This window comes from Pseudomonas sp. HR96, from assembly GCF_034059295.1.
GTDB lineage: Bacteria > Pseudomonadota > Gammaproteobacteria > Pseudomonadales > Pseudomonadaceae > Aquipseudomonas.
In genome coordinates, this window is sequence record NZ_CP139141.1 from 1,971,938 (window position 1) to 1,996,697 (window position 24,760).

Genomic DNA, 24,760 nt, shown 5'->3' on the forward strand with positions numbered 1-24,760 from the left:
ATAAATCCAAGGCGGCAGGTCTAGGCTGTGTCCGAACGATGGCCGATATGGCCGCTGAAAAGACTCAGAAAGGTAGCCACCGATGGATTTCGCCTATTCGCCCAAGGTCCAGGAACTGCGCGAGCGCGTCACTGCGTTCATGGACGCCCATGTCTATCCGGCGGAGGCGATCTTCGAGCGCCAGGTTGCCGAGGGCGATCGCTGGCAGCCCACCGCCGTCATGGAAGAACTCAAGCAGCGCGCTCGCGATGCCGGCCTGTGGAACCTGTTTCTGCCCGACTCGCAGCTGGGCGCCGGGCTGAGCAACCTGGAGTACGCCCCGCTGGCCGAGATCATGGGCCGCTCGCTGCTGGGGCCGGAGCCGTTCAACTGCTCGGCCCCCGACACCGGCAACATGGAGGTGCTGGTGCGCTATGCCAGCGAGGCGCAGAAGCAACAGTGGCTCGAGCCCCTGCTGCGTGGCGAGATCCGCTCGGCGTTCGCCATGACCGAGCCGGACGTGGCTTCCTCCGATGCCACCAACATGGCTGCCCGGGCCGTGCGCGACGGCGACCAGTGGGTCATCGATGGACGCAAATGGTGGACCTCCGGGGCCTGCGACCCGCGCTGCCGGATCCTCATCTTCATGGGCCTGAGCGACCCGGATGCGCCGCGCCATCAGCAGCATTCGATGATCCTGGTGCCGATCGACACGCCCGGGGTCAAGGTGGTCCGGCCGCTGCCGGTGTTCGGCTACGACGACGCGCCGCACGGTCACGCCGAAGTGCTGTTCGAGAACGTGCGGGTGCCCTATGACAACGTGCTGCTGGGCGCCGGGCGCGGCTTCGAGATTGCCCAGGGCCGGCTGGGACCAGGGCGCATCCACCACTGCATGCGCTCGATCGGCATGGCCGAGCGCGCCCTCGAACTGATGTGCCAGCGCGCCCTGCAGCGCACCGCGTTCGGCAAGCCGCTGGCGCGTCTGGGTGGCAATGTCGACAGGATCGCCGACTCGCGCATGGAGATCGACATGGCCCGGCTGCTGACCCTGAAGGCGGCCTACATGATGGACACCGTGGGCAACAAGGTGGCCCGCAGCGAGATCGCCCAGATCAAGGTGGTGGCGCCCAACGTTGCCCTGCGGGTGATCGACCGCGCCATCCAGATGCACGGTGGCGCCGGCGTCAGCAACGATTTCCCGCTGGCCTACATGTACGCCATGCAGCGTACCCTGCGCCTGGCCGACGGCCCTGACGAGGTGCACCGCGCGGCGATCGGCAAGTTCGAGTTGGGTAAGTATATGGCCCAGTAAATGTGGGGCCGGCGGTCAATACACCCAGACCTCCACCCGCCGGTTCTTGATCCTGCCCTCGTCCAGATCGTTGCCCGCCACCGGCATCTCGCTGCCCAGGCCCTGCACGTCGCGCAGCACCACGCCCTGTCGAACCAGCTCGCGGCGTACCGCCATGGCGCGCAGGCGCGAGAGCAGGCGGGCGCGCTCGGGGTCATCCTTTTCGTCGCCGAAGCCGACCAGGGTGACCTGGCTCTTGAGCTTGTTGTGCCGGGCCAGGTAGCCGATCACCCGTTGCAGGTCGGCGCGCGCCTTGTTGTCCAGGGTGGCGCTGCCCTCGGCGAAGCGAAAGTTGACCGACAGGCGCTGGGCCTGGCGCGCGAGGTCGCGGTAGGTCGCGGGCATGCGTGGCGTCGCGGCCACATCGATCGCCTGCACCGTCTGCGCGATGAACCCGGCCTGGGCGACGATCGCCTGGCCCTGCTCGCTCTGGGTAAAGCGCACCAGCGCCTGGGCCCAGGGATTGCTGCGCTCGGGCGGCAGATAGAAGAACAGGCGCCGCGACAGCGGGTAGTCCTCGGTGGCGATCAGGCTGCGAGTTGGCAGCATCGGTTGTCCGGCACCGTCGGCGATGGCCAGGGCGCGGGCCTGGCGCACGTAGGGCAGGCCGATGAAGCCGATGGCCTGGGGGTCGTGGCTGACTTCGTCGGACAACTGTTCGCTGGACTCCAGGCGCCGCGCGCTGGCCCACAGCGCCTTGCCGCGGGGGGCCAGGACCAGCTCGCGGAAGGTTTCCCAGGTGCCGGACTGATCGTCGCGGGCATACAGATGCACCGGGCCCTTGCCGCCCAGGCTGTCCCAGGAGGTCAGCTCGCCGCTGAACAACTGCGCCAGTTGCGCGGTGCTCAGCTGGCGGATCGGGTTGTCGGGATGCACGATCACCGCCACGCCGTCGATGGCGATCACCTGCTCGGCTTCGCTGCTTTTCAGGTCGCCCAGCGATTGCAGATTCTTCACTTCCCGTTCGTTGATCGGCCGCGAGGAGGCTGCCAGATCGGCGTCGCCGATCTTCAGCGCGGCAAAGCCGGTGCTTGAGCCGTGGGCCGCGAGGTCGACGTCCAGCGGCTGGCCGCGGGCGTCATCACCGTTGATGTGTACTTCATTGGCCAGGGTGCCCGGCCGGGTGCTGATATTCGTGGCGCCTTGCTGTTGCAGCAGCGCGCGCACCAGCGCCGGCCCCAGTTCGGCACCGATGGTATTGGAACCCTGGATGCGCAGCACCGGGGCGGCGCTGGCAGGCAGGGCCAGCAAAGGCGCGAGCAGCAGCGCGAGGGCAAAAGCGGGGAATTGCATGGCGGGCACCCTGGCAAAGTGCCCGCAGATTAAGACAGCCTGATGTCAGCTGGATGACAGCTCAAGCCAGATTGGCGCATGGTCAGACGGTTTTTCCATCCCGCGCAGCTCATAGTCGACGCCGCCAGCCTTGACCCGCGGCAGCAGCCCCTCGGAGGCCATGATCAGGTCGATGCGCAGGCCGCGCTTGGGCGCGTCCTCGAAGCCGCGGCTGCGGTAGTCGAACCAGCTGAATTGATCGACCACTTCCGGGTACAGGTGGCGAAAGCTGTCGACCAGGCCCCAGTCCTTCAGGCGCGCCAGCCATTCGCGCTCCTCGGGCAGGAAGCTGCACTTGCCGGTCTTCAGCCAGCGCTTGGCGTTGTCGGCACCGATGCCGATGTCGCTGTCCTGCGGCGAGATGTTGATGTCGCCCATCACGATCAACGGCTGGTCCTTGCGATACTCGCTTTCCAGCAGCGCCTGCAGGTCGCTGTAGAAGCGCTGCTTGGCCGGGAACTTGGTCGGGTGGTCGCGGCTTTCACCTTGCGGGAAGTAGCCGTTCATGATGGTCACCGGCATGCCGTCGGCGTCTTCGTAGGTGCCGCGAATGAAGCGCTTCTGCGCTTCTTCATCGTCGCTGGCAAAGCCCTTGTGCAGGCTCAGTGGCGGCTTGAGGGAGAGCAGGGCGACACCGTAGTGGCCTTTCTGCCCATGAAAGTGCACGTGATAGCCCAGGGCTTCGACTTCGGCGCGCGGAAACTGCTCGTCAGAGACCTTGGTTTCCTGCAGGCCGATGACGTCGGGGCGGTGCTTGTCGATCAGCGCGGCGAGTTGGTGAGGGCGCGCGCGCAGACCGTTGATGTTGAATGAGACGATCTTCATGAGGCGGCAATCCTGAACAAAAGCGCGATGCTAACGGAGCAGCCTCGCCATCGCCAGCCTGTTTGCCGGCGTGCTGCGGCCCCTGAAGCCGCCACGGGAAGGAACTGCCGGCGCGCACCGCCCTCCATTACTGGGCATGCAGCGCACCGCTGGCACCTCGTTCAAGGAGTTTCACCATGTCTGGCCAAGCCACTGCTGACATTCGCACCCTCGATAGCGGCTATTCGCGAGAGATCCGCGCCCTGTTGTTTCAGACCTATCGCCACGACTCGACCTTCGCCTGGGTGTTCGAAGCCGAGCGTGAAGGCTACGAGCAGCGGGTGCTGGCCACTGTGCGCCAACGCGTCAAGCAGCACTTCCTGCAGGACCTGCCGGCCCTGGGCCTGCTGCTCGACGATCGCCTGGTGGGCGTGGCGCTGATCGCGCCGCCTCAGCGCCGCCTGGGCGTCACTGAAAGTTGGGCCTGGCGCATGCGCATGGTCATCGACACGGGCCTGGACTGCACTCGCCGTTACCTGGAATACCATGACGCGGTGATGGCCTGTGTGCCCACCGATGCCGTGCACGTACTGCCGATGCTCGGCCTGCACACCGATTTCGAAGGCGCGCATTTTGCCGGGCAACTGCTGGCCGCAGTCCATGACTGGTGCGCCGAAGACCCGCACTCCGAAGGCGTGGTGCTGGACACCGGCAACCCGCACTACCTGGATTTCTATGAGCGTAACGGCTACCAGCAGATCGGCGAGATCGCCGTGGGCCCGGTGCTCGAACATGTGTTCATGCACCCCAGCCCGCAACTGGTCGAACGCATGGTCGCCGAAGGCTAGCCTGGGCGACAGGCGCGGGAGAAACACCTTTTACAAATCTGCGTGTTAGCATCCGCGCCTATGAGATTTTCAGTTCCCATTACCAGCGGCCTGGTGCTGCTGGTCGCAAGCATAGGCGCGCAGGCCCAGGGGCTGCTCGACGTGCGTGTGCAGCCGGCCGACCCGGCGCTCAAGGCCAACATCGAAGGCTACATCGGCAGCGTCGCCGAGCGCGACGAGCGGGCCCTGCGCCGCTCGCGCCGGGCCGCCACCGAGCAGGCGAAAAAGGCCGCTCAGGCCCTGGGCTTCTACCAGGCGCAGATCGACGCCAGCGTGCAGCCGGGCAGCAACCCGACCCTGATCCTCACCGTGCAACCGGGCGAGCCGGTGCGCCTGCGCCATGTGACGCTGCGGGTCGAAGGCGGCCTGGCCGAGCTCAAGGGCTTTCGCCTGCCCGACGTCAAGGCCCTGCGGCCGGGCATGCCGCTGAACCACGGCCTGTACGACGACGCCAAGCGCCTGATCCTCAACCAGGCCTCGCGCTACGGTTTTTTCAGCGGTCACTTCACCGCCCAGCGCCTGAGCGTCGACCCGGCGGCCAACGTCGCCGACATCGAGCTGGTCTACCAGAGTGGCCCGCGCTACACCCTCGGCGCGGTGCAGTTCGCCGGCGATACGCCCTTCGACCATGAACTGCTGCAACGCATGGTGCCGTTCAAGGAAGGCGCGCCCTACGACTCCGACTTGGTCAACGAGCTGAACCAGGCGCTGCAGTCGAGCGGCTACTTCGAAGGCGTGCGGGTCGACGCCTCACCCACCGCAGCGACGGCGCAGAAGGTCATCCCGGTGCAGGTCAACCTGACCACACGCAAACCGCGCACCATGGGCCTGGGGGTCGGCTATTCGACCGACGTCGGCCCGCGCCTGAAGGCCAACTGGACCCGCCACTGGGTCAACTCGGCCGGCGACAGCTACGGCGCCGAGGCCGAGGTGTCGTCCCCGCGGCAGAATATCGGGCTGTGGTACGACACCCCGCTGGACCCGCCGCTGACCGACAAGCTGCGCTGGGCCGGCGGCTATCAGTACGAAGAGATTGCCAACACCGACGCCCTCAGCAAGCTGCTCACGGTCGGCCCGGAATGGCACAGCAAGCTGCCCAGCGGCTGGGAGCGGGTGATCTCGCTCAAGGCCCAGCGCGAGGAGTACCGCCTGGGCGACGATTCCGGCCTGAGCACCCTGCTGATGCCCGGTATCAGCTACGGCTACCTGAAAAGTGACAACAAGGTCGACCCGCACAACGGCTACCGGCTGCAGTTCGACGCCCAGGTGGCCAAGCAAGGCCTGCTCTCGGACACCAACCTGGTGCACGGCAACGTCCTGCTCAAGGGCCTCACCACCGTCGCCGACAACCACCGCCTGCTCGGCCGCCTGCAACTGGGCGGCAGTGTCACCAACGGCTACAAGTCGATCCCGCCGTCACTGCGCTTCTTCGCCGGTGGCGATCAGAGCGTGCGCGGCTATGCCTACCAGAGCCTGTCACCGGAGAACTCCGACGGCGACCGCATCGGCGGCCGCTACATGGTCGCCGGCAGTGTCGAATACCAGTACTCGATCGCCGAGAAGTGGCGCATCGCGACTTTCGTCGACCAGGGCAATTCGTTCAACAACCTTGAACTGCCCAGCCTCAAGACCGGGGTCGGCGTCGGCATTCGCTGGGTCTCACCGGTCGGGCCGATTCGCGTCGACCTGGCCCACCCGCTGGACGACGACGGCGGCATCCGCCTGCATTTTTCCATGGGACCTGAACTGTGAACCAGGCTGTGCGCCGTACCTTGAAATGGACCGCCATCGCCGGCGCCAGCCTGCTCGCCCTGTTACTGCTGGCGGTGCTCGCGGTGTACCTGACACTCACCAGCGAAAGCGGCAGCCGTTGGCTGCTGGCACGGGTGCCAGGCGTGCAGGTCGAGCAGTTCAGCGGCCAACTGGCCGGCAGCTGGAGCGCGACCCGGTTGACCTGGCAGCAGGGCGCCGATCGCGTCCAGGTGCAGGCGCCAGCGTTGGCCTGGACCCCGGCTTGCCTGTTGCGCGGAGCCCTGTGCATCGAGCGCCTGCACGCTGACAAGGTGGAGCTGAGCTTTCCGGCCTCCGCTGCCCCGGCCGGTACTGAACCCACTCGCCTGCCGGCGCTCAAGCTGCCTGTGGCCATCGAGCTGGGCGAGCTGCAACTGGGCAGCCTGTGGCTCGACGGCAGCCAGCTGCTGGAGAACGCCCGGCTGGCGGCGCACTGGCGCGGCAGCGAACTGCGGATCGACAGCGCCCATGTGCAACACGGCGACCTGCAACTGGACCTCAGCGGCACGCTGCAGCCCAATGGCGACTGGCCGTTGCAAGCGTCGGCGCAGTTGCAGCTGCCCGCGGTCGATGGCCGCTCCTGGCAACTGGCCTTGCAAGCCCAGGGCCCGCTGCAGGGCGCGCTGCAATTGAGCGGGCAGAGCAGTGGCTACCTTGATGGCAAGTTGGTAGGCCAGGTGCAGGCCCTGGCCGAACATCTGCCGGCCCAGCTGCGGATCAGCGCCGATGCCTTCAAGGCCAGCGCCGGTCTGCCCGACACCCTGACCCTCGAGCAATTGGTGCTGGACGCCAACGGCGACCTGCTGCAGGGCTACCGCATCGATGGCACGGCGCAGTTGCCGGCCCAGGTCAGCCTGCAGCACAAGGGACCCATCAGCCTGGCGCTGCACGGCCGGGCCGACGCCCAGAAGGCGCGCATCGACGCCCTGCAATTGCTGGCCGCCGATGACCAGCGCCTGGAACTCAGCGGCCTGATCGACTGGCAGCAGGGCCTGCTTGCCAATGCCAAACTGCATTGGCAGGATTTTCCCTGGGAGCGGCTGTACCCGCAGCCGCAACCGGTGCCGGTCAAGCTGCGCCGCTTCGATGCCGAGATCGACTACCGCGACGGCAATTACCTGGGCAACCTCAACGGCGATCTGGACGGGCCGGCCGGCGCCTTCAGCGTGCTGACGCCGTTCAGCGGCAACCTGCAGCAGCTGTTCCTGCCACAGCTGGAAGTCACCGCCGGCAAGGGCAAGGCCAGTGGGCGCCTGGCCTTGCAGTTCGCCGACGCGATCAAATGGGACACCGCGCTGGAATTGGCCAATATCGATCCTGCGTACTGGCTCGCCGAGTTGCCAGGCAACCTTGGCGGAACCCTGAACAGCACCGGCCAGCTGCACGATGGCCAACTGGACCTCGACCTCGGCGCCGATATCAAGGGCCGCCTGCGCGGCCAGCCGGCGCTGCTGCAGGCGCAAGTCAAGGGCACCGGGCAACGCTGGGAGGTCAGCGCCCTGCAAGCGCGCCTGGGCGACAACCGAATACAGGGTACAGGCCGCCTGGAACAGAAGCTCGCGGCGCACCTGGACATCGATCTGCCGCGCCTCGGCCAGCTCTGGCCGGGCCTGCAAGGCCAGCTCAAGGGCCAGTGGGATGCCGCCGGCAGCCTGCAAGCACCGCAAGGGCAGTTGCAACTGCGGGGCCAGCAACTGGCGATGTCCACTGCTCGTCTGCAAACCCTGACCTTGAGCGCCGCGGTCGACGCGCGTCAGCATGGCAGTCTCGACCTCACGGCGACCGGCCTGCACAGCGGTGACACCGACCTGGGCACTCTGACCGCCAAAGGCGGCGGCGACCTGCGCCAGCAGGCGCTGCAATTGGGCCTGCAAGGGCCGCTGCTGAAACTGGCGCTGGCGCTGGACGGCGGCTTGGCGCAGAACGATTGGCGCGGCCGCCTGGTCAGCGGCCAGGTGCAGAGCGGCGGGCAGAACTGGCAGCTGCAGGCGCCTGCCCGGCTGGAGCGGCTGGCCAACGGCACGATCAACTTTGGCGCGCATTGCTGGCGCTCCGGCCCGGCCAGCCTGTGCGGCGAAGACCAGCGCCTGGCGCCGGAGCCGCGCCTGCGCTATCACCTCAAGGACTTCCCGCTGGACAGCCTGCGGCCGTGGCTGCCGCGCGACCTGGCCTGGCAGGGCAGCCTCAACGCCGACCTCGCCGTCGACCTGCCGGCGTCCGGGCCCAAGGGCCGCATCGTGGTCGACGCCAGCGGCGGCAGCCTGCGCATCCGCGATCAGCGCCAATGGCTGGACTTTCCCTACCAGGCGCTCAACCTGACCAGCCAGCTAAGCCCGCAACGGGTCGACACCGAGCTGATCTTCGCCGGCGGCAAGCTGGGCAACCTGCGCGTGAGCACGCGGATCAACCCGCTGGCCAACGGCAAGCCGATCTCCGGTGAGTTCAACCTGTCCGGGCTGGATATCTCGGTGGCGCGGCCCTTCGTACCTCAGGTCGAGAAACTTGCCGGCCACCTCGATGGCCATGGCCAGCTCGCCGGCACCCTGCTGGCGCCTCAGGTCAACGGCACCCTGACCTTGAGTGGCGCCGAACTCTCCGGTGGCGATCTGCCGACGCCTTTGCAGGACCTGCGCATCAACGCCGCCATCAGCGGGGAACACCTGCAGCTGGACGGCGGCTGGAAGGCCGGCGACAGCGGCCAGGGCAGCCTTGGGGGCCAGGTCGACTGGGCCAGGGGGCTGGCGGCGCAGCTGTGGCTCAAAGGCACGCGCCTGCCGGTCACGGTGGAACCCTACGCGACCCTGGAGGCACAGCCTGACCTGAAGATCGAACTGGCGGACAACCGCCTGGCGGTGTCTGGAAAGGTCAGTGTACCCAAGGGCGCGATCACCGTGCGCCAGTTGCCGCCCACGACGGTGAAGCTGTCCGACGACACCGTGATCGTCGGCGCCCAGGCGCCTGCTGCCGAGAAGCCCATGGCCATCGCCATGGATATCGACGTGGTGGTGGGCGAGGACAAGCTGTCGTTCAACGGTTTCGGCCTGACCGCCAACCTGGCCGGGCGCGTGCACATCGGCGACAACCTCGACACCCGCGGCGAGCTGAACCTCAACGACGGTCGCTACCGGGCCTATGGCCAGCGCCTGACCATTCGCCGGGCGCGGCTGCTGTTCGCCGGGCCCATCGACCAGCCCTATCTGGACATCGAGGCGATTCGCCAGGTCGACGACGTCATCGCCGGTATCCGCCTCAGCGGCAGCGCCGAGGAGCCCACCAGCACGGTGTTCGCCGAACCGGCGATGGATCAGCAGGAGGCCTTGTCATACCTGGTTCTGGGGCGGCCCTTGAGCACCAGCGGCGAGGACAACAACATGCTCGCCCAGGCGGCCCTGGCCTTGGGGCTGGCCGGCAGCTCCTCGACCGCCGGCAAGCTGGCCAGCGACCTGGGCATCAAGGATTTCCAGCTTGACACCCAGGGCAGCGGCAACACCACCAGCGTGGTCGCCAGCGGCAACCTCACCGACAAGCTGATCCTGCGCTACGGGGTCGGGGTCTTCGAGCCGGCCAACACCATTGCGCTGCGCTACCTGCTGAGCAAAAAGGTGTATGTCGAGGCGGCCAGTGGGGTCGCCAGCTCTCTGGACATCTTCTACAAGCGTGACTTCTGAGAAGGGCGAGGGACGGCGGCAGAGCAGGCTCTGCCGCAGGGTTCAGGCGCTCAGGGCCTGGCGGCGGATGTTGCCGATCTGGCGCAGGCTCAGGCCGTAGCGGTCGGCGAGGATGCTGCGTGAGCAGCCCTGTTCGGTGGCCTGCTTGATCTGCAGGTTGCGCAGCTGGCGCTCGAAATGATCCACCTTGGGAATCTCCAATGCCGCGCCAGCATAGCGCTGGATCAACCGGGCCAGGGCGTCGGGCGGCAGTATCAGCGCCAGCGAGGTGCGCCGGGCGTGCTTGGGGATGTACTTGGGGCGTCCGCCGTAGCGGCAGGTCATGTGATAGGCGCATTCCAGGCCGATGCAGTCGATCAGGGCCTGTAGCGAGGCGGGGAGTTGGCTGATGTCTATCTGCTTGAGATCGTGAACGTCCATGTCTGCTTCCTTGTAGGAATGATTGCGCTGATGGCGCCGGCAGGGGCCGACGCCGCCCGATCATTCTCCGGTGCTGCGGCAGACCGCCGCCAGCCGTCAAAAGGGGCGTGGAGGGGTCAGTTAACCGGACAAGGGACGTAGGATTTGTGTAAGGCGGATGTAGGAAATTTCTTTATGATCAGCCTGCAGGCCGCGTTGGCTCGTTGCGAGGCCCAAGCAAGGGTGCAAAGGGTGGGTCAAGGTGCAGTCCTGGCCAACCGCACCGCAGCGGGTCGACCAGGGTCAGCGGGTCAAGCGTTGGTATCAGCCGCGAAAGCCAGGGCCGGGACCACCGCCGCCGCCACCACCACCCCCGCCGCCGCCACCATGGTAGCCGCCGCCTCCACCCCCGCCGCCGCCATGGCCGCCACCGCCACCCCCGGGCGGGAAGAACAGCCAGCAGCCGCTCAGGCTGAGGGTCAGAATCAAGGGAATCAGCAATGTGATTCGACGAAGCATCAGCAAGTCCTCATGTTGAAAGTGCCTGCTCCCTAAGCGGAGCTGGCACTGTAATATGAGACCCTTTCCTGCCCCGACCATTGCGCCTGTCGCGTAAGTGCTTGGTGTGGCAGGGGATACAAAGCCGATACAGAGTAATCAGGAACTCTCAATGACCCAGAAGCAACGACTCAAATATTCCATCCTCATGTCCCTGGTGGTCCTGCTGATCATGTTCGGGCTGACCTGGCTGCAGCGCCAGGGTCAGCTGAGCGAAGAGACCTTCAAGTACATCGCCATCGGTGTGGCCATCGTCGTCGTCTTCATCAACGGCATCATGCGCCGCAAGGTCAAACCGTAGGTTCGGGGCGCCCCAGCAGCATGATCAGCATGGTCACCGAATCGGCGTTGGCGAGGATCACCGCTGCACGTTTTTGCGCGTCGGCGTAGAAGATCCGTCGCGCATCGGCCAGATCCACCCCGCCGGTTTCAGCAAGCACACGCTGCGCCGCCGGTGGGTCGATCAGGTCCAGCGACACCCAATAGCCGCGATCACGACGCATGAACAACTCGGTATCCGGGGTGTTCACCGACAGTCGATCGGCCAGTTCGCGCAGCTCGTCCCTGAAACTGGGATCAATCGGGTCGTTGCTGGCCACCAGGTCCAGATAGGGTGCGCCGGGCTCGATGTAGGCAATGTCCTCGCAGTCGTTGGTCAGGTGCGACACCTCGTGGAGCAGGGTCGCCGCGCGCACATGCGATGGCAGGTCGAAGGGGCGCAGCAGGCGCGTGCTGTGATAGCGCAGGCGAGAGGGCAGGTCGAAGAACAGCTCGGTGACGAAGATGCGCCGTGCCGGATCGCCCTGGGAGATCATGCCCATCATCCGTTCGCCGGTCCTGGCGATATTTTCGCCGTAGACGAAGCGCTGTGAAGTGCCCGGGGCAAGGCTCGGATCGATCATTTCGATAAAGATCTGGCCAATCGCACGCTTGACCTTGTCCAGCAGTTGCGGCGACGGCTGCGCGACCCCGAAGAAGTCGGCGATCACCTGTTTTGGTCGCGCTCCCAGCGCCTGTGACGGGTCCTGCACATTGAGGTTGTCCAAGGCGGTGATCAGGCGGCTTTTGGCGTAGGCGTGGGCCTGGCCGATGCGCCGCGCCTTGTCCCTGGAGAAGCGGCGGATATCCCGCATGCCAACGGCCCGTACCCTGAGCAATTGCGCGATGGACGAGCTGGGTGTGGCCGGGCGTGCTCGTTTGGTCAGGGCACCGCCGTAGCGCAGGTCCCACAGCCGTTCAAGCTGCCACTGGCCGTCGCCGACCGTCTCCAGCCAAGGCCCGGGGTGCGCCTGGCTGCCGATGCGCCAGCGCCCGTTGGCCAGCCACACCGGGTAGACCTTGCCGGCTACTGCCGCGTATTCAAGCCCATGCCGGGCTTGATAGAGGCCGGTCGCCGGCTGGTAGAGCATCTGCTCCAGCGCCTGATCGGTTTCGAACTCGCGCAGCTCGTCGGCCTGCAGCGAGTCCTGGGCCACGTGCGCCGCTGACGTCGACGGCGCTTGCCCGGTGCTGGCGGTCAGCGGCGCCAGCAGCACCAGCGCGTAGGCCAGCCGGCCCAGGGCGTTGCCCCACTGGTGGCGGCGGGTGGCCTCGGCTGCCGAATCGAGCTGGGCGATCCCGGCCCACAGGCTCAGCAGTTGCGCCAGGCGGCCTTCGGCAAGGAAGCCGACCTGTTCGATCCCCAGGCCCATCAGGAACTGGAACGACTGCCAATGAGCTTCTGCGTTGCTGACGGTCTGGGTTTTCGCCAACCGGTGCAGCAGCTGCACGCGATCGTCGAACAGCAGGTGCCAGGCGTTGCCGGTCCAGGGTGTGGGGTCCAGGGTGGGCGGCCCGGAGGGCAGAGGGATGTCGAACGGGTCGGCGGCGTCGGTGGGCAGGTGCACTTCGCGCAGGCCACCATGGGCGTAGCGGCTGCGCACGTCGTCGGCCACCTGCTGCACGATCAGTTCCTGCAGCGGCCCGGCGGTTTGCGCCTGGCGCAGCAGGTCGGCGGCGTCGGCGAACTGTTTGAAGACAAAGCCGGCGCCGGCGCTGGCGTAGAGCACCAGCGGGCCCTTGTTCGGCTCCTGTGGGCCGATCAGGCACAACCCGGCGACGCGGTCGCTGCTGCGGCCAGGCCCGGGCACCAGGCTCAGCGGCCGAAATGTCACCGCTTGCCCAAGCACCGGCTGGCGGGCCACGCCATCGGGCATGTCCAGCACGGCCTGCACGTAGGCATAGGCGGTGGCGTCCAGCTCCCCCGCCAGGCGCGCCTGCAGCGCCGCGACCCGCAGCTGGGCGTGGGAGTGCTCGCCGAACAGCGCGCGGCGGCGCTGGAAGTCCGGGTCCTGGCTGCTGAGTTTTTCCGCCAGAAGCTGGCGGTAGCGACCGCCGATGTCCAGCCGGTCGACCAGTTGGTGCAGGGCCGGTGGGGTCATCCAGCTCGGGGCGGGGCTGCCATCGGCCATGCGCGCGCGCAGCACAGCCGTCTGGCTGCGCGAGAAGTGACTGATGGCGTAGGCGGTCAGGCTGTCGCGCTGCACGCTGCTGGCCGCCGGAATGCTTTCCGGTACCAGGCCTTCATGGCTGAACAGCCAGGGCACTGCAGGCGTGTAGGTCGGCAGTTCGATCAGTACCTGGTCGGGGTCCGGGGGGTTGTCCGGCTGCACTCGGGCCAGGCGTTCGGCGATGCGGCTGCGGGCGTATTCGTGCAGTGGTGCGATGCCGAAGCGGTAATCCTCGCGGCTGGCCTCCAGGTGATCCAGCGCCTTGAGTGCGGCGGCGTACTCAAGGCGCTCGTTCGCGCTCGCCTGCTTCAACCAGGCGGGCAGGACCTGTTCCAGGCGGGCGGCGCGCAACTCGCTGATCTGTTGGTCCAGGCGCTCGTCCAGAGCCGTGTTCGCGCAGGCCGAGCGCAGCAGTTGGTCGAACGGCGCGGGCGCCAACTGCAGCGCCATGGCCAGGGCCCAGGCGGCTTGCGCCTGCTCGACAACGCGCAGGTTCTCGCGTTTTTGCAGCTCCTGGGCGAAGCGAAGCGGCTGCTGCTGGGCTTGCTCGGGCCACCCCGGCGGCTGCGAGTCGAGGCGGCCCAGCAGGCGCTGCTGCTGCAACGCGAGGTTCAGGGCCTGCACCCGCAGGTCGGCCAGCAGCGCCAGGTTGTCCTCCTGGGTGCGCTGCAGCAGGCGGCGCCAGGCAGGTTGCACGCGCGGTGCACAGGTCTGCAGCAGAGCCCGCAGCAGCGCTGTCGGCACCTTGACGCTGCTGCTGAGGTTCTCGAGGGAGGCCTTGGCGGTGAGCCGGTGCAGCAGCAGATCCGCCAGGCTGCCACTCACGCCATCGGCATTGACGGTTACCCCGGTGGCAGTCAGCGTGTTCCAGCCCATGCAGGCCAGGCCGCGGTCGAGCAGGCGCGCGGCGCAGCCACGGGGGTCCGGCAGCCGCGCATCGATGGCGTGCAGGCGGCGCTGCAGGGCCTGTGCCTGTTCCGGCAGGGCCAGCGCCGGGTTGGCAGACGGCAGTGCAGGTGGCGGCGCTGGGCTGAACCGCAGCAGAGTCGGGTCGATCAGGCTGCGCACGTCGACGACGGCGGCCAGGTCGGCCGCCGCGCCAGCCCCGCCGAGGCTGAAGGCCAGGTTGCGGCGCTGCAGGCCGATCACTGAGTTGGCGCGGTCCAGAAACAGTTCGTGGCTCGGCGGGTCCAGGCGCAGCAGCGGCCTGGGCATCTCGCGCAGCCTCGCGTGGTCGTCGAGCGAAAGGTAGTCGCCGAGGTTGGCGAGCCCGGTGAGGGTATTCAGCACGGCCGCCTCGTCAGCGCAGTGATGCAAGCCTTCTTCGGGCAGGTACAGGAACCAGGCGGCGTTCGGGCGCTCATGGTCATGCAGGACGAAGGCGCCGGCCAGCTTGATCGGCTCGCCGCCCTCTACATACAGCGAAGCTTTTTGTGCATCGACCAGCGGTGCCTGCTGCAACCACCGGGCTTCGTCGCGACGGATCAAACGTTCATGCGCCGCCTCGATCAGCGTGTGCTGGTAGGCCTCTTCCAGCACGGCGGCCAACCGCTGGCGGCGGCTGCTGGCCTTTCCCGAGGCCGCCGCCCAGTAGTCACCGAGGGCTTGTTCGGCTACGGCCACCGAGTCGCTCGACTGCGCTTTGGGCAAGCCCTCCCAGTCCTGCCAGAACTCCTCCAGGCGTTGCAGGCGGTCGACGAAGATGCGTTGCATGCGCTCCTCGAAACACTCGGCGCCAGCGGGCACCTGGACCCAGTCGGTGCCCGGCTGGCCCAGGCGATCGTCGAGCACATGGGTCAGGGCGGGCATGTCGTCGAAGGGCTCCAGCCCGGCCCAGCTGCTGTGCAGGTAGATCGTGCTGGCGCTGCTTTGCAGGTCGCGCAGCACAATCGCGCCCGAGAGTGAACAGGGCAGGGCATGGCCGTCGGCCGGTTGCAGGTGATGCACGCTGAAGGCGCCTGCGCTGCCAGCGGCATCGGCCCAGGCGAGCAGGGGCTGGCGCTGTGCCGTGGTGAGGGCGGCGTCCTGCACATCGCGCAGGAAATCGGCGCGCAGCGCCTGGCTCAGGAAGTATTGGTTCTGGAAGTGTTCGGTCGGCATGGCCGGCTCCTCGGTGGCATGCCCTTCACCGACGAAGGGCGAGGACGGCACTATTGCTCGGGGTTGCGGACAGCCGGTGTTACATAACGCTGAGGCTGGCCCGTTGACGTCGGCGCCAGGCAACTGCTAACAAGGATGTTTTTCCCGACAGGGCGCCAATGCCCCTGGAGCCCCGCCATGACCGACGCCCTATCCCCCGCGCCAACCCTTGCCTTCAACGAACTGGTCGAGCTGCTGCAACAGATCTTCGTGCGTCATGGCGTGGCTGCATCCGTCGCTCGCTGCCTGGCCGAGAACTGCGCCACTGCCGAGCAGGACGGCGCCCATAGCCATGGGGTGTTTCGTATTCCCGGCTACCTTTCGACCCTGGCCAGTGGCTGGGTCGATGGCCAGGCGAGCCCGCGGGTCGAGGATGTCGCTGCCGGGTTCGTGCGCGTCGATGCCGCCGGTGGCTTTGCCCAGCCAGCGCTGGCGGCGGCCCGCGAGTTGCTGGTGGCCAAGGCCCGCGAGGCCGGCATCGCGATTCTGGCGATCCGCAACTCGCATCATTTCGCCGCCCTGTGGCCGGACGTCGAGCCATTCGCCCGCCAAGGGCTGGTCGCTCTCAGCGTGGTCAACAGCATGACCTGCGTGGTGCCCCACGGGGCCCGCCAGCCGCTGTTCGGCACCAATCCGATCGCCTTCGCCGCGCCCTGTGCCGGTGGTGACCCGGTGGTGTTCGACATGGCCACCAGCGCCATGGCCCACGGCGACGTGCAGATTGCCGCGCGCGAAGGGCGGCCGGTGCCACCTGGCACCGGGGTTGATCGCCACGGTGAGCCTACCACCGACCCCAAGGCGATTCTCGATGGCGGTGCACTGCTGCCGTTTGGCGAGCACAAGGGTTCGGCCCTGTCGATGATGGTCGAGCTGCTGTCGGCGGCCCTGACTGGCGGGCATTTCTCGTTCGAATTCGACTGGTCGCAACACCCGGGGGCTCGCACGCCGTGGACGGGCCAGCTACTGATCGTCATCGATCCAGACAAGGGCAGCGGCCAGAGCTTTGCCGTACGCTGTCGCGAGCTGGTGGAAAGGATGCAGGGGGTGGGGCTGACGCGGCTGTCGGGTGACCGGCGTTACCGCAACCGGGCGCACGCGCAGGTCAGTGGCATAGCCATCGCGAGCGAAGAGCTGGCGCAGCTGCGTGCGTTGGCGCTGGCCTGAAGGGGCGGGGTGATGGGTGCAGGATAGCGTCTGCTCGGGAACCGGCGGCAAGGTTCCCGAGCGAGCTCGGTCCTATGGGGTCAATCGCGGCGAGCGAGCAGCAATCCCACTACCAGGCCGAAACCGGCAGAAATGGCCACGGTCTGCCACGGATGGCCACCAATATAGGTTTCGGTAGCCTCGACCACCGGTTGGGCGCGGGAGCTGAGCGCGGCCATGGCGTCCTTGGCTTGCTGCAGCTTGGCGCTGATCTGTACGCGCAGACCTTCGCCGTCTTCACCGACCAGCGAGGCGGCATCGTGCAGCAGTTTTTCCGACTGTTCGATGAGCGCCTGCAGCTCGCTGAAGGCCTGATCCTTGATTTGTTCCCCGTGAGCCTGGGCGGCGGTCTTGCGGGCCATGGGCATACTCCTTGGCGTCTGATGGCATTGATCAGTTGAACATCCGAGGCCTTGAAAGTTGCACCGTCAGGCTGAAGGTTTCATCAAGGCGAGTCAGAAAGCCCTGACATGCGTGTAAGATGTTTCCCACATTTTTACCGTGACACGCAGGTGATCCTTCATGAGCTTCAATCTGGCCAACCGCAGCCTGGCCGAGCGCGCGACGCTCGAAGACGAAAAATCCCGCCTGTTCGAACTCTGGCAAGCCAACCTGGGCAAGGCCAAGGCCGATGCCTCGCGGCTGATCGGCGAGAAAGCCAAGCGCAAGGGCAAGTGGTCGGAGTGGGTACGCAGCGAACTGGACGGCATGACCCCGCCCGAATACGCCAACATGGTGCGCGCCGAGGTCAACCGCTTGATGGCTGCCGCGCGCTAGCGGGGCCGTCGCGTCTAGTTGCCTGCCGGCAGGCGCAGGCGGCCACTGTCGCTGAAGCGCACGGTGCCGAACAGGCCGCCGGCCAGCTTGCCATCCAAAGTGTAGGGCAGGTTGTCTAGGCTCTGGGTCTGGCTGAGCCCCAGGGTCTGGCGCAGCACGGAAAACGCCGAGACGCTCAGCGGGATGTTCAGCACGGTCTCTGAAAAGCGTTCCAGGCGCCCGTGCTGGTTGCTGACCCCCGAGGCCAGTGGCTGACCGTTGACCGTCAGGTTCAGCGCCAGGCCGTCATAGTCGATGGCGCTGTCATTGGGGTTCTGCACCCGCAGCTTGACCGCGAACCGCACCTCCAGATCCTGTGAAGGCAGCGGGTCGATGCCCACCACGGTGATCTGCAGGGGGTCGCGCTGGGGCAGCAGAGCACAGGCGCCCAGGGTCAGAATCAGCACAAGCAAGGTCAGCCATCGGCGCATGTCGAGTCCTCTCGGTGAATAGGTTCAGCCTGGCCGCGAGCGGCTACCGCAAAACCCGGATCGGCTGGCCGCTGTGCCAGGCCAGCACGTCCTCGATCATCTGACGGTAGAAGACCTGGTAATTGGCTTGGCTGACATAGCCCACGTGGGGCGTGGCCAGCACATTGGGCAGGTGGCGGAACGGGTGGTCGGCCGGCAGCGGCTCCACGGCATAGACGTCCAGCGCCGCGCCGCCCAGGCGCTGTCGCTGCAGCGCCGTGATCAGTGCGGCCTCGTCGACGATCGGCCCGCGTGAGGTGTTGACCAGCAGTGCATCGGCCTTCATCCAGGCCAGCGCCTGGGCGTCGACCAGGTGGCGGCTGCGCTCGCTGAGCACCAGATGGATGCTGAGCACGTCGGCCTGTTGGAACAGGCTCTGCTTGTCGACGTAGGTCACGCCCACTTCGCTGGCGCGCTGCTCGGTAAGGTTCTCGCTCCAGGCGATCACGCGCATGCCGAAGGCCTGGGCAAATTGCGCCACCCGCTGGCCGATGCTGCCCAGGCCGAGCAGGCCCAGCGTCTTGCCGTACAGGTCACGGCCCAGGCCCACCTGCCAGCCACCGTCGCGCACCGATTGCGCTTCGACCAGCAGGTTGCGACTCAAGGCCATGATCAGCGCCCAGGTCAGCTCCGGAGCCGCCTGCTTGTAGCTGTCACCGCCGCTGACCACGATTCCCAGTTGCGCGGCGGCGGCCAGGTCGATGGCGGCGTTGCGCATGCCGCCGGTGACGATCAGCTTGAGGTTGGGTAGGGCGCGCAACAGCTCGGCGTCGAACAGCGTGCGCTCGCGCATCACGCAGAGCACCGCGTAGGGCGCCAGCCGCGCGGCCAGGGTGGCGGTGTCGGCCGGGTAGTCGTGCACAAAGGTCAATTCGCCGAGCGAAGCCAGCGGGCTCCAGTCGACGACCTGCTGGGCGACGGCCTGCCAGTCGTCGATCACTGCGATACGCAAAGGCTGTGGCATGGGTGCTCTCTATTTGCGGGCTGCTCAGGATCCGGGCTTGCTCAGCCAGCCCAGCAGCGCCTGATGAAAACGCGCCGGTTCTTCCATTTGCGGCGCATGGCCCAGCCCCTCGAATTCGATCAGGGTGCTGTGGGGAATCTGCTGGCTGACCTGCTTGCCCAGCACGTTGTAATGCCCGACCCGGGCCTTGACCTCGGCGGGGGCGATGTCGCTGCCGATGGCCGTGGTGTCGGCGGTGCCGATCAGCAACAGGGTCGGCATCTGCAGCTTGCTGAATTCGTAGACCACCGGCTGGGTGAAGATCATGTCGTAGATCAGCGCCGAGTTCCACGCCACCACGTTGTGCCCGGGGCCCTGGTTGAGGCCGGCGAGCATGGTCACCCAGCGGTCGTATTCGGGTTTCCAGCGCCCGCCGTAATAGGTGCTCTGCTCATAGCGCTTGACGCTCTCGGCGTTCAGCTTGACCTCACGGGCGAACCAGTCGTCGACGCTGCGCCAGGGCACGCCGAGGGCTTTCCAGTCTTCCAGGCCGATGGGGTTGACCAGCGCCAGGCGCTCGACATCGCCGGGGTACATCAATGCGTAGCGCGTGGCCAGCATGCCGCCGGTGGAGTGGCCCAGCACGATCGCCTGTTCGACGCCGAGCTTGTCCAGCAGATCGTGGGTGTTGCTAGCCAGCTGTTGGAAACTGTACTGGTAGTGCTCCGGCTTGCTGGAACTGCAGAAGCCGATCTGGTCGGGGGCGATGACCCGGTAGCCGGCTTCGCTCAGGGCCTTGATCGAACTGCCCCAGGTGGCGGCGCAGAAGTTCTTGCCGTGCAGCAGGACCACGGTGTGACCGTTGGCCTTGCCCTGCGCGGCCACGTCCATATAGCCCATCTGCAGGGCGGTGCCCTGGGATTCGAACGCAAAGTGTTGCAGCGTGTAGGGATAATCGAAACCTTGCAGCTCGGGGCCGTATACCGGGGCGTCGGCGGCGGCCAGGGCTGGGTGGGCCATGAGCAGGCCCCAGGTCAGGGCTGACAGGCAAAGAGCGGGCAGGCGAAGCATCGATGTTCCTTGTCGACGGCGGTGAATGTGCAGCAGGTGCTCAGGCGCCTCGCAAGGCCTCGACCCGGCGCTGCAGATTGGCCATGGCCTGCGCCGAGATGTCGCGCATGCGCACGTTGAGCTTGGGCAGCGGTTCGTTCAGTTCGTAGGTCAGGGTGCGCTTGAACAGCGTGCCGGTGCCTTGATGGTGAAGGTCGTAGCGTACTGAACCCTGGCCCTTGCTGGAAGTGAATTGCGTGGCAAAAGCCAGTGGCCGCTCGTCCAGGACCACGCGGTGGTTGAGCGTCAGCTCCACGCCCATCAGGTCGACCACCTCGACAAATTGCACGTCGCTGGCCGGAGTGCCGCCGTCGCCGACGTCGGCGCGCAGCGAGGTCGGATGCCATTGCGGCCAGTGTTCCGGCTGGGTGGCGTAGTCGTAGACGGCGTTGATGGGTGCTTCGATATAGATTTCAGCAACACTTTGCTCGAGCATGATGGGTTTCCCGCTGCTGGATAAAAAAGCTGGCTGACAGGCAATGGCACAAGCCTAGACCTGCGCGATGACAATTGCCTGCTCTGGGCCTAAGATCGCCAAGGCTCTGATTAAGGCATCCCATGGCGCAAAAAGATTCCATCTCCATGCAAATGGTTGGCGAAGCGCTGCAACAATGCGCCCTCGGCGAACGCGAGCGCCAGCAATTGCTGGCCGCTGCCGGCATTGCCGGGCCGACCCATGGGCGGGTCTCGGCCCAGGCCTACGCGCGATTGTGGCGGCGCCTGGCGCAGGTCACCGACGATGAATTCTTCGGCATGGACCCGCGCCCGCTGCGCTCGGGCAGCCTGGCCTACCTGTGCCGCGTGGCGGTAAGCCAGCCGACCCTGGCCGATGCGTTGCAGGTGATGCTCGGCTTTCTCTCGCTGATGCTCGGGCAGACCCCGGCGCAGCTGGATGTGCATCAGAGCCTGGCGCAGATCGTACTGGGCCGCGACGGCGGCCCGCCGCAGCGACCCTTCACCTATTTCACCTACTGGCTGATCGTCCAGGGCCTGGCCAGCTGGCTGGTGGACCGGCGCCTGCCGGTGGTGGCGGTGGAGCTGCCCTGTGCGGCGCCCGAGTACCTGGATGACTACCGCGTGCTGTTCAGCGACAACCTGCGCTTCGAGCGCCCGCAGGCGCGTCTGGTGCTCGCCGCCGAGTGCCTGGACTGGCCGGTGCGCCGCAGCCTCGCCGAGGTGCCACGGTTTCTCGCGCGGGCGCCCGGCAACATCCTCGTGCGCTATCGCGACCCGGACAGCCTGGCCCAGCGCATCCGCGGACAGCTGCGCCGGCTCGACCCGGCGCAGTGGCCGGAGATCGAAACGTTGGCGCGCCAGCTGCACATGTCTGCCTCGACCTTGCGCCGCCGCCTTGGCGAGGAAGGCCAGGCCTGGCAGGGCCTCAAGGACAGCGTGCGCAAGGAGCTGGCCACCGGCTGGCTGGCCGACGCGGCGCTGCCCGTGGCCGAGATCGCGGCGCGCCTGGGTTTTGCCGACAGCCGCGCGTTCTACAAGGCGTTTCGCAAATGGACCGGCGCCAGCCCCGGGCATTACCGCAGCCTGATGCTCGGCGGTGTCCAAAACGCGCAGGCCGATTGAGCGATCCGAGCCTTGTTGGCGCCCGGTTGCAGCGCGAGTATCGGCGCATCCCTGCATTCGAGGCTTGACCATGCGCATCCACGATCACGTCTTTCTCGTCAGCGGCGGCGCTTCGGGCCTGGGCGCCGCCACCGCGCAGATGCTGGTGCAAGCCGGCGCGCGGGTCATGCTGGTGGACATCAACGCCACGGCGTTGGCCGAGCGCGCCGCCGCGCTGGGCGACAACGCCGCGTTCCAGGTCGCCGACATCAGCCAGGGCGCTGCCGCCCAGGCCGCGGTGCGGGCGGCCGTTGACACCTTTGGCGGTCTGCATGGGCTGGTCAACTGCGCCGGTATCGTCAGCGCCGAGAAGATCCTCGGCAAACAGGGCCCCCATGGGCTGGACAGTTTCGCGCGGGTCATCGACGTCAACCTGATCGGCAGCTTCAACCTGCTGCGCCTGGCCGCAGCAGCCATCGCCGAGACCGCCGCGGATGAGGATGGCGAGCGCGGGGTGATCATCAACACCGCGTCGGTGGCCGCCTTCGATGGCCAGATCGGCCAGGCCGCCTATGCCGCGTCCAAAGGCGCCATCGCCGCGCTGACCTTGCCGGCCGCCCGCGAACTGGCGCGCTACGGTATTCGCGTGATGACCATTGCCCCGGGCATTTTCGAGACACCGATGATGGCCGGCATGACCGAAGCGGTCCGCGCCTCGCTGGCCGCCGGGGTGCCTTTTCCGCCACGCCTGGGGCGCCCGCAGGAATACGCCGCGCTGGTGCGGCATATCCTGGAGAACACTATGCTCAACGGCGAGGTGATCCGCCTCGACGGGGCCTTGCGGATGGCTGCCCGATAGCGCAAGGCTCGGGCTCCTGGTCCCGCCAGGGCGGTTTGGCCTTGATGCCTTGCACCGATAAAAACAAGAGAATCCACCATGAACCAGGATCCGATCGTCATCGTCAGCGCCGTTCGCACCCCCATGGGCGGCCTGCAGGGTGAACTGAGCAATGTCACTGCCCCGCAACTGGGCGCCGTGGCCATTCGCGCCGCCGTCGAGCGCGCCGGCCTCGACTTCGCCGCCGTCGACCAGGTGCTGTTCGGCAACGTGCTGTCCGCCGGCCTCGGCCAGGCGCCGGCCCGCCAGGCGGCGCTGGGCGCCGGCCTGCCCAGCGCCACCCCTTGCACCACCTTGAACAAGATGTGCGGCTCGGGCATGCAGGCCGTGCTGCTGGGCCATGACGCGCTGCTGGCGGATTCGGCCAGGGTGCTGGTGGCCGGCGGCATGGAGAGCATGTCCAACGCCCCGTACCTGCTCGACCGCGCCCGTGGTGGCTACCGCATGGGCCATGGGCGGGTGCTCGACCACATGTACCTCGACGGCCTGGAAGACGCCTACGAACCCGGCCGGCTGATGGGCACCTACGCCGAAGACTGCGCCCAGCGCCTGGGCTTCAGCCGCCAGGCCCAGGACGACTACGCCCTGCGCTCGCTGCAGCGAGCGCGCCAGGCCATGCAGGAAGGCGCCTTCACCGACGAGCTGGTGCCAGTGCCGGCCACCCGCGGCAAGGAGCGGGTGCTGATCGAGCAGGACGAACAACCGCCCAAGGCGCGCCCGGAGAAGATCCCCACCCTCAAGCCGGCGTTTCGCGAGGGCGGTACGGTGACCGCTGCCAATTCCAGTTCCATTTCCGACGGCGCCGCAGCGCTGGTGCTGATGCGCCGCAGCGAGGCCGAGCACAGGGGCTTGGCGCCGCTGGCGCTGATCCACGGCCATGCCGCCTTCGCCGACGCCCCCGGGCTGTTCCCCACCGCACCCATCGGCGCGATCCACGCCCTGCTCAAGCGGGTCGGCTGGCAGCAGGGCGAGGTCGACCTGTGGGAAATCAACGAGGCCTTCGCGGTGGTGGCCATGGCCGCCCAGGCGCAGCTTGAACTGCCCGTCGAACGCCTCAACGTGCACGGCGGCGCCTGCGCCCTGGGCCACCCCATCGGCGCCTCCGGGGCGCGCATCCTGGTGACGCTGCTCTGGGCCCTGCGCCAGCGCCGGCTGTCACGCGGGGTTGCGGCCATCTGCATCGGTGGCGGCGAAGCCACCGCCATCGCCATCGAATGCCTGTATTGAGGAGCTCGCCATGCTAGCCACCGCCGAACAACAACAGATTGCCGACGCCGCGCGCCATTTCGCCCAGGAGCGCCTGCGGCCTTTTTCCGAACAGTGGGACCGCGACCACAGCTTTCCGCGCCAGGCTCTGGCGCAAATGGCCGAGCTAGGCTTCTTCGGCATGCTGGTGCCCGAGCAGTGGGGCGGCAGCGACACCGGCTACCTGGCCTACGCCATGGCCCTGGAGGAAATCGCCGCCGGTGACGGCGCCTGCTCGACCATCATGAGCGTGCACAACTCGGTGGGCTGCGTGCCGATTCTGACCTTTGGCAGCGAGCAGCAGAAAGCCCGGTTTCTCGAACCGCTGGCCAGTGGCGCGATGCTCGGCGCCTTTGCCCTCACCGAAGCCCAGGCCGGCTCCGACGCCAGCAACCTGAAGACCCGCGCCCGCCGCGATGGCGACCATTATGTGATCAGCGGCAGCAAGCAGTTCATTACCTCCGGCAAGAACGCCGGCGTGGTGATCGTCTTCGCCGTCACCGACCCGGCGGCCGGCAAGCGCGGCATCAGCGCCTTCCTGGTGCCCACCGAGACCCCGGGCTACCAGGTCACCCGCGTCGAACACAAGCTGGGGCTGCATGCCTCGGACACCTGCCAGATCGTCTTCGACGAGGTGCGCATTCCCGAGAGTTATCGGCTGGGCGAGGAGGGCCAGGGCTACAGGATCGCTCTGGCCAACCTCGAGGGCGGGCGCATCGGTATCGCCGCCCAGGCCGTGGGCATGGCCCGCGCGGCGTTCGAGGTGGCCCGCGACTATGCCCGCGAGCGCCACAGCTTCGGCAAGGCGCTGATCGAACACCAGGCGGTGGCCTTTCGCCTGGCCGACATGGCCACCCAGATCGCCGTCGCCCGGCAGATGGTCTGGCATGCCGCCGCCCTGCGTGACGCCGGCCAGGCGGCGCTCACCGAAGCATCCATGGCCAAGCTGTTCGCCTCGGAAATGGCCGAGAAGGTCTGCTCCGACGCCTTGCAGACCCTGGGCGGCTACGGTTACCTGAATGACTTTCCGCTGGAGCGCATCTACCGCGACGTGCGCATCTGCCAGATCTACGAAGGCACCAGTGACATCCAGCGCATGGTCATCGCGCGCAACTTGTGAA

General features: G+C 67.2%; 21 protein-coding genes. 11 read left to right on the top strand and 10 right to left on the bottom strand.

What is annotated here, in order from left to right:
* The first annotated feature begins 82 nt into the window (after window positions 1–82).
* A complete protein-coding gene (locus SFA35_RS09220; RefSeq protein ID WP_320577509.1) occupies window positions 83–1,291 on the top strand; it encodes an acyl-CoA dehydrogenase in 1,209 nt (402 codons plus the stop codon).
* A gap of 15 nt (window positions 1,292–1,306) precedes the next feature.
* On the opposite strand, the gene SFA35_RS09225 is transcribed toward SFA35_RS09220, so the two are convergent.
* Together SFA35_RS09225 and xthA are read right to left on the bottom strand one after the other, a co-directional pair.
* Window positions 1,307–2,623 (bottom strand): phosphate ABC transporter substrate-binding/OmpA family protein, encoded by a 1,317-nt coding sequence (locus tag SFA35_RS09225; protein ID WP_320577510.1) that lies wholly within the window; start codon window positions 2,621–2,623, stop codon window positions 1,307–1,309.
* Window positions 2,624–2,668: 45 nt separating this feature from the next.
* The gene (gene xthA, locus SFA35_RS09230; RefSeq protein WP_320577511.1) at window positions 2,669–3,487 is read right to left on the bottom strand and encodes an exodeoxyribonuclease III; all 819 of its coding nucleotides are present in this window, start codon (window positions 3,485–3,487) and stop codon (window positions 2,669–2,671) included.
* Between the two features lie 176 nt (window positions 3,488–3,663).
* On the opposite strand from xthA, the gene SFA35_RS09235 reads away from it, so the two are divergent.
* The 3 genes from SFA35_RS09235 to SFA35_RS09245 are packed head-to-tail and all read left to right on the top strand — an operon-like array spanning window position 3,664 to window position 9,812.
* The gene (locus tag SFA35_RS09235; RefSeq protein WP_320577513.1) at window positions 3,664–4,314 is read left to right on the top strand and encodes a GNAT family N-acetyltransferase; all 651 of its coding nucleotides are present in this window, start codon (window positions 3,664–3,666) and stop codon (window positions 4,312–4,314) included.
* Window positions 4,315–4,374: 60 nt separating this feature from the next.
* A complete protein-coding gene (locus tag SFA35_RS09240) occupies window positions 4,375–6,105 on the top strand; it encodes an autotransporter assembly complex family protein (protein WP_320577515.1) in 1,731 nt (576 codons plus the stop codon).
* An 8-nt stretch (window positions 6,106–6,113) separates the two neighbouring features.
* Complete coding sequence (locus tag SFA35_RS09245) at window positions 6,114–9,812, top strand: translocation/assembly module TamB domain-containing protein (protein WP_320578934.1); 3,699 nt, start codon at window positions 6,114–6,116, stop codon at window positions 9,810–9,812.
* Window positions 9,813–9,854: 42 nt separating this feature from the next.
* On the opposite strand, the gene SFA35_RS09250 is transcribed toward SFA35_RS09245, so the two are convergent.
* The gene (locus tag SFA35_RS09250; RefSeq protein WP_320577518.1) at window positions 9,855–10,232 is read right to left on the bottom strand and encodes a transcriptional regulator; all 378 of its coding nucleotides are present in this window, start codon (window positions 10,230–10,232) and stop codon (window positions 9,855–9,857) included.
* Window positions 10,233–10,535: 303 nt separating this feature from the next.
* Entirely contained in the window at window positions 10,536–10,730 is a 195-nt protein-coding gene (locus tag SFA35_RS09255; RefSeq protein ID WP_320579247.1) for a hypothetical protein, read from the bottom strand.
* A gap of 151 nt (window positions 10,731–10,881) precedes the next feature.
* Between SFA35_RS09255 and SFA35_RS09260 the strand changes: the two genes are divergently transcribed.
* Entirely contained in the window at window positions 10,882–11,070 is a 189-nt protein-coding gene (locus SFA35_RS09260; protein ID WP_320577520.1) for a hypothetical protein, read from the top strand.
* Here the strand turns inward: SFA35_RS09260 and SFA35_RS09265 are convergent.
* Complete coding sequence (locus SFA35_RS09265; RefSeq protein ID WP_320577522.1) at window positions 11,060–15,409, bottom strand: dermonecrotic toxin domain-containing protein; 4,350 nt, start codon at window positions 15,407–15,409, stop codon at window positions 11,060–11,062. The genes SFA35_RS09260 and SFA35_RS09265 overlap by 11 nt on opposite strands.
* Before the next feature lie 126 nt (window positions 15,410–15,535).
* On the opposite strand from SFA35_RS09265, the gene SFA35_RS09270 reads away from it, so the two are divergent.
* Window positions 15,536–16,561: an Ldh family oxidoreductase gene (locus SFA35_RS09270; protein ID WP_320577524.1), complete on the top strand. Its 1,026-nt coding sequence runs from the start codon at window positions 15,536–15,538 to the stop codon at window positions 16,559–16,561.
* Between the two features lie 80 nt (window positions 16,562–16,641).
* On the opposite strand, the gene SFA35_RS09275 is transcribed toward SFA35_RS09270, so the two are convergent.
* A complete protein-coding gene (locus SFA35_RS09275) occupies window positions 16,642–16,962 on the bottom strand; it encodes a DUF883 family protein (RefSeq protein ID WP_320577525.1) in 321 nt (106 codons plus the stop codon).
* 160 nt (window positions 16,963–17,122) lie between these two features.
* Between SFA35_RS09275 and SFA35_RS09280 the strand changes: the two genes are divergently transcribed.
* Complete coding sequence (locus SFA35_RS09280) at window positions 17,123–17,377, top strand: hypothetical protein (protein ID WP_320577527.1); 255 nt, start codon at window positions 17,123–17,125, stop codon at window positions 17,375–17,377.
* A 14-nt stretch (window positions 17,378–17,391) separates the two neighbouring features.
* Here the strand turns inward: SFA35_RS09280 and SFA35_RS09285 are convergent, their stop codons facing one another.
* The 4 genes from SFA35_RS09285 to SFA35_RS09300 are packed head-to-tail and all read right to left on the bottom strand — an operon-like array spanning window position 17,392 to window position 20,375.
* A complete protein-coding gene (locus SFA35_RS09285) occupies window positions 17,392–17,847 on the bottom strand; it encodes an LEA type 2 family protein (protein ID WP_320577529.1) in 456 nt (151 codons plus the stop codon).
* A 43-nt stretch (window positions 17,848–17,890) separates the two neighbouring features.
* Entirely contained in the window at window positions 17,891–18,850 is a 960-nt protein-coding gene (locus SFA35_RS09290; protein ID WP_320577531.1) for a D-2-hydroxyacid dehydrogenase family protein, read from the bottom strand.
* A gap of 24 nt (window positions 18,851–18,874) precedes the next feature.
* A complete protein-coding gene (locus SFA35_RS09295; protein WP_320577533.1) occupies window positions 18,875–19,900 on the bottom strand; it encodes an alpha/beta hydrolase in 1,026 nt (341 codons plus the stop codon).
* Between the two features lie 40 nt (window positions 19,901–19,940).
* The gene (locus SFA35_RS09300) at window positions 19,941–20,375 is read right to left on the bottom strand and encodes an SRPBCC family protein (protein WP_320577535.1); all 435 of its coding nucleotides are present in this window, start codon (window positions 20,373–20,375) and stop codon (window positions 19,941–19,943) included.
* 122 nt (window positions 20,376–20,497) lie between these two features.
* Here SFA35_RS09300 and SFA35_RS09305 point away from each other — a divergent pair, with 122 nt between their 5' ends.
* The 4 genes from SFA35_RS09305 to SFA35_RS09320 all read left to right on the top strand — a co-directional run bounded on the left by SFA35_RS09305 (window position 20,498) and on the right by SFA35_RS09320 (window position 24,759).
* Window positions 20,498–21,517 (top strand): AraC family transcriptional regulator, encoded by a 1,020-nt coding sequence (locus tag SFA35_RS09305; protein WP_320577537.1) that lies wholly within the window; start codon window positions 20,498–20,500, stop codon window positions 21,515–21,517.
* Window positions 21,518–21,587: 70 nt separating this feature from the next.
* Window positions 21,588–22,355 (top strand): SDR family NAD(P)-dependent oxidoreductase, encoded by a 768-nt coding sequence (locus SFA35_RS09310; protein WP_320577539.1) that lies wholly within the window; start codon window positions 21,588–21,590, stop codon window positions 22,353–22,355.
* A gap of 78 nt (window positions 22,356–22,433) precedes the next feature.
* On the top strand, window positions 22,434–23,621 hold the full coding sequence (locus SFA35_RS09315; protein ID WP_320577541.1) for an acetyl-CoA C-acyltransferase: 1,188 nt from the start codon (window positions 22,434–22,436) through the stop codon (window positions 23,619–23,621).
* A gap of 10 nt (window positions 23,622–23,631) precedes the next feature.
* The gene (locus SFA35_RS09320; protein ID WP_320577543.1) at window positions 23,632–24,759 is read left to right on the top strand and encodes an acyl-CoA dehydrogenase; all 1,128 of its coding nucleotides are present in this window, start codon (window positions 23,632–23,634) and stop codon (window positions 24,757–24,759) included.
* Window position 24,760: the final 1 nt, after the last annotated feature.

Bases quoted from the DNA above. Each gene is read 5' to 3' on its own strand.
- SFA35_RS09220 (WP_320577509.1), top strand. From the start codon at position 83: ATGGATTTCGCCTATTCGCCCAAGGTCCAGGAACTGCGCGAGCGCGTC.
- SFA35_RS09225 (WP_320577510.1), bottom strand. From the start codon at position 2,623: ATGCAATTCCCCGCTTTTGCCCTCGCGCTGCTGCTCGCGCCTTTGCTG.
- xthA (WP_320577511.1), bottom strand. From the start codon at position 3,487: ATGAAGATCGTCTCATTCAACATCAACGGTCTGCGCGCGCGCCCTCAC.
- SFA35_RS09235 (WP_320577513.1), top strand. From the start codon at position 3,664: ATGTCTGGCCAAGCCACTGCTGACATTCGCACCCTCGATAGCGGCTAT.
- SFA35_RS09240 (WP_320577515.1), top strand. From the start codon at position 4,375: ATGAGATTTTCAGTTCCCATTACCAGCGGCCTGGTGCTGCTGGTCGCA.
- SFA35_RS09250 (WP_320577518.1), bottom strand. From the start codon at position 10,232: ATGGACGTTCACGATCTCAAGCAGATAGACATCAGCCAACTCCCCGCC.
- SFA35_RS09255 (WP_320579247.1), bottom strand. From the start codon at position 10,730: ATGCTTCGTCGAATCACATTGCTGATTCCCTTGATTCTGACCCTCAGC.
- SFA35_RS09260 (WP_320577520.1), top strand. From the start codon at position 10,882: ATGACCCAGAAGCAACGACTCAAATATTCCATCCTCATGTCCCTGGTG.
- SFA35_RS09270 (WP_320577524.1), top strand. From the start codon at position 15,536: ATGACCGACGCCCTATCCCCCGCGCCAACCCTTGCCTTCAACGAACTG.
- SFA35_RS09275 (WP_320577525.1), bottom strand. From the start codon at position 16,962: ATGGCCCGCAAGACCGCCGCCCAGGCTCACGGGGAACAAATCAAGGAT.
- SFA35_RS09280 (WP_320577527.1), top strand. From the start codon at position 17,123: ATGAGCTTCAATCTGGCCAACCGCAGCCTGGCCGAGCGCGCGACGCTC.
- SFA35_RS09285 (WP_320577529.1), bottom strand. From the start codon at position 17,847: ATGCGCCGATGGCTGACCTTGCTTGTGCTGATTCTGACCCTGGGCGCC.
- SFA35_RS09290 (WP_320577531.1), bottom strand. From the start codon at position 18,850: ATGCCACAGCCTTTGCGTATCGCAGTGATCGACGACTGGCAGGCCGTC.
- SFA35_RS09295 (WP_320577533.1), bottom strand. From the start codon at position 19,900: ATGCTTCGCCTGCCCGCTCTTTGCCTGTCAGCCCTGACCTGGGGCCTG.
- SFA35_RS09300 (WP_320577535.1), bottom strand. From the start codon at position 20,375: ATGCTCGAGCAAAGTGTTGCTGAAATCTATATCGAAGCACCCATCAAC.
- SFA35_RS09305 (WP_320577537.1), top strand. From the start codon at position 20,498: ATGGCGCAAAAAGATTCCATCTCCATGCAAATGGTTGGCGAAGCGCTG.
- SFA35_RS09310 (WP_320577539.1), top strand. From the start codon at position 21,588: ATGCGCATCCACGATCACGTCTTTCTCGTCAGCGGCGGCGCTTCGGGC.
- SFA35_RS09315 (WP_320577541.1), top strand. From the start codon at position 22,434: ATGAACCAGGATCCGATCGTCATCGTCAGCGCCGTTCGCACCCCCATG.
- SFA35_RS09320 (WP_320577543.1), top strand. From the start codon at position 23,632: ATGCTAGCCACCGCCGAACAACAACAGATTGCCGACGCCGCGCGCCAT.